We start from the raw sequence: 2,934 nt of genomic DNA on the forward strand, positions 1-2,934 counted from the left end.
GCGCGACTCCGACGGGCGCACCGGCTGGGGCGAGGCGCCCCAGGTCTGGCAGGTCACGGGGGAGTCCCTGGCCGGCGCCCGGTCGTGCATCGAGACGATGCTCGCGCCCGGCGTCGTGGGCCACCGGCTCGACGACGCGGCCGACCTCGCGACCCTGGGCGCGCGGATCCAGGGTGCCGTGGCCCGCAACTTCGGGGCCAAGGCGGCGCTCGACGCGGCCCTGCACGACCTGCTCGCACAGGGGCTCGGCACGTCGGTCAGCGACCTGCTGGGGGCCGGGGACAGCGGCATACCGTCCTGTGTCACCACCGACGTGACGCTGTCGGCGGGGGAGGCGAGCGGGCTCGCGGCCGCGGCCCGCGCCCGCGTCGCCGACGGGTTCGCGACCCTGAAGCTCAAGGTCGGCACCGACGCGACGACCGACGTGGCACGAGTGCGAGCCGTCCGTTCGGCGGTCGGCCCCGAGGTCGGGATCAGACTCGATGCCAACCAGGGCTGGAGCCGCCATGAGGCCGTCGAGGTGATCCGGGCACTCGAGGACGCGGCGCTCGACGTCGAGTTCGTGGAGCAGCCCGTCGTCGCCGACGACGTCGAGGGCCTGGCGTGGGTGCGTGAGCGGGTCGACCTACCGATCATGGCCGACGAGTCGTGCTACGGGATGTCGGACCTCGAGCGCATCATCCGACTCGGCGCCGCCGACCTCGTCAACGTCAAGCTCGCCAAGTGCGGCTCCCTGGCGGTCGGCGCCCGCATGCTCCGCCGCGCCCACGAGTCGGGCCTGGGCACCATCGTCGGCTCGATGATGGAGAGCCACGTCGGCGTTGGTGCCGCGGCGGCCCTGGTGGCAGCGGTCCCGACGACACGGGTCAGCGACCTCGACGCCGCCTGGTGGTCCGTCCACTCGCCGGTCCACGGCGGGATTGCCTACGACTGCAACGTGGTCCGGCTGCCCGACGGGACGGGCCTGGGCATCACCGGCCTGTCGACGCCGCAGCCCACGTCCGGCTGAGGCGATCCCGCCGCGGCGGGTCGCCTCAGCCGTCGAGACCAATCAGTTGCCGACGAGCCGGAGCGAGAAGGAGCCCTCGCCATCGCCGGTGGACCAGACGTTCAAGCCGACTGCCCGTAGCGCCTGGACGGCGTCGTGGGCCTCCGGCCCGACGTCCGGGAGGTAGTACTTCTCGATCCGGTCGAGGTCGAGGTAGAAGCCGACCGTCATCTTGCTCGTGTCCCCGAGCGCGGTCTTGAACGTCTCGCTGTCGGCCAGCTTGCCGTCCGTGGCCAGCTTGCCGGCGTACCCGGGCGTGGTGCTCGCGTAGAGTCGGTCGCCGTCCGCCTTCTTGTCGAGGGACAGGGCACCGCCCGAGACGTCCTCGATCGAGGTCAGCACCTCCTCGGCGCGCTTGGCGTTGGTGCCGGTCACCTTGAGTCCGACCGTGGGGAGCTGTGAGCCGAAGGCCTGGTCCGGCACGGAGAGGGTGAAGGACTTACCGAGCAGGACCTTGAGGTCGTCGGGCAGCGTGATCCCCAGCTCGCTCTCGAGCATGCTCTGGACGTCCCCGCCCCCGCCCGCGACGGAGTCGAGCCCCTTCTTCAGCTCGGGCCACGCCCCGTCGAGCAGCTGGTCGCCGCCGGAGAGCTGGAACGCGCCGATGGTGTCGGCGGGCAGCCTGCCCAGCTCGGCTCCGCTGCCCGAGACCTGCTTGACCGCGTCGAGCCCCCGTCCGATGCCCGCCATCTCGATGTAGCTCGGGTCGAAACGGAGCGTGAAGGCGGACCGCCCGCGCAGCGTGTCGGGCACCTGCTGCTTCGTGCCGGACTCCTGCTGGGCGAGTGCCGCGAACTTGGCGTTGTCGAACCACATCGACGCCACGCCCTGGTCGCCGAGCGCGCTCATGTCGCCAGAGAACGTCGCGTTGCTCGCGAGGCTGCCCTTGTCGAGCGCTGCCAGGGTCGTGTCGCCCTGGCCCTTCGGCGTGAGCAGGACGTAGCCGTCGCGCGTGCGGATGTCGGTCTTGTCCTTGGAGTCCGTGCTGCAGGCCGTGAGCCGGGCGAGCGTGTCACTCGCCGTGGACTCGTCGGAGGTCTGCAGGGCGATGACCATGTTCTGCTCGCCGCCGGTCTTGCCCGGACGGAAGCCGAGGCCGGCACGCTGCCCGAGCCACGGCTGGATGTCCTTGCCGAAGTCGAACTTCTTGAGGCAGGCGTTCTTCGACTCCTTGACGACCTGCTCCCAGAGCTTCTGGCGCATGTCGTCGGAGCTGAACACGTCCCTGGCGCCGGGGATCTTGCTGAGGAAGCGGACTGCCGCGATCTTCTGGCCCGCCGAGGGGTCGATGTCGAGCCGGACGTAGGCGAGGGCGTCGCCGGGGATCACGTCGGCGGGCTGGGCACCGCCGCCGGACAGCTTGGAGACCCCGAAGGCGATGCCACCACCGAGGGCCAGGGCTGCGACGAGGCCGCCGGCGATCAGGCCGGTCCGCCGACGGGAGGTCCTGGGCGCAGCGTCGTCGCTGAACGACACGCCCTCAGCGGCTCCCGCGCCGAGGGTCGACGGCGGGATCCCGGCCGCCCCGCCCAGGCCGGACGTGGTGCCCTCAGTCGGGTAGCTGTACTGCGTCGGGGCGCCCGCCGACTGTGACGGCTGGGGGATCGACTGGGTCGGCTGGGCCGTCTCGGAGCTGCCGGGCAGCTGCTCCGGGGTCGGATCCGATGTCGGCTCCGGGCGTGGGTCGTTCGGCTGGGTCATGCGGTCAGGTCCCCTGTCATGGCAGGAACCCGGCGGGCGCGCGGGTTCGAGATGGATCGTACTGAAGGTGAGACGCGCTTCGGTCGCGTTTGGGCGGGTTTGGGTGTCCCCGTGACGAACCCGTTGCGGAGGCTGGCTCCCTGGGGCGGGCCGGTCGCTGGCGCCCGGGGCTCGCTGGCGCCCGG

General features: G+C 71.8%; 2 protein-coding genes. One reads left to right on the forward strand and one right to left on the reverse strand.

The features are described 5' to 3' along the window. Positions 1-1,009: dipeptide epimerase (locus N864_RS20870; RefSeq protein ID WP_034721920.1), on the forward strand; the 1,009-nt coding region annotated here is incomplete at its 5' end. Between the two features lie 42 nt (positions 1,010-1,051). On the opposite strand, the gene N864_RS20875 is transcribed toward N864_RS20870, so the two are convergent. Next, on the reverse strand, positions 1,052-2,749 hold the full coding sequence (locus N864_RS20875; protein ID WP_034721922.1) for a DUF3352 domain-containing protein: 1,698 nt from the start codon (positions 2,747-2,749) through the stop codon (positions 1,052-1,054). Positions 2,750-2,934: the final 185 nt, after the last annotated feature.

The organism is Intrasporangium chromatireducens Q5-1 (assembly GCF_000576575.1).
Lineage (GTDB): Bacteria > Actinomycetota > Actinomycetes > Actinomycetales > Dermatophilaceae > Intrasporangium_A > Intrasporangium_A chromatireducens.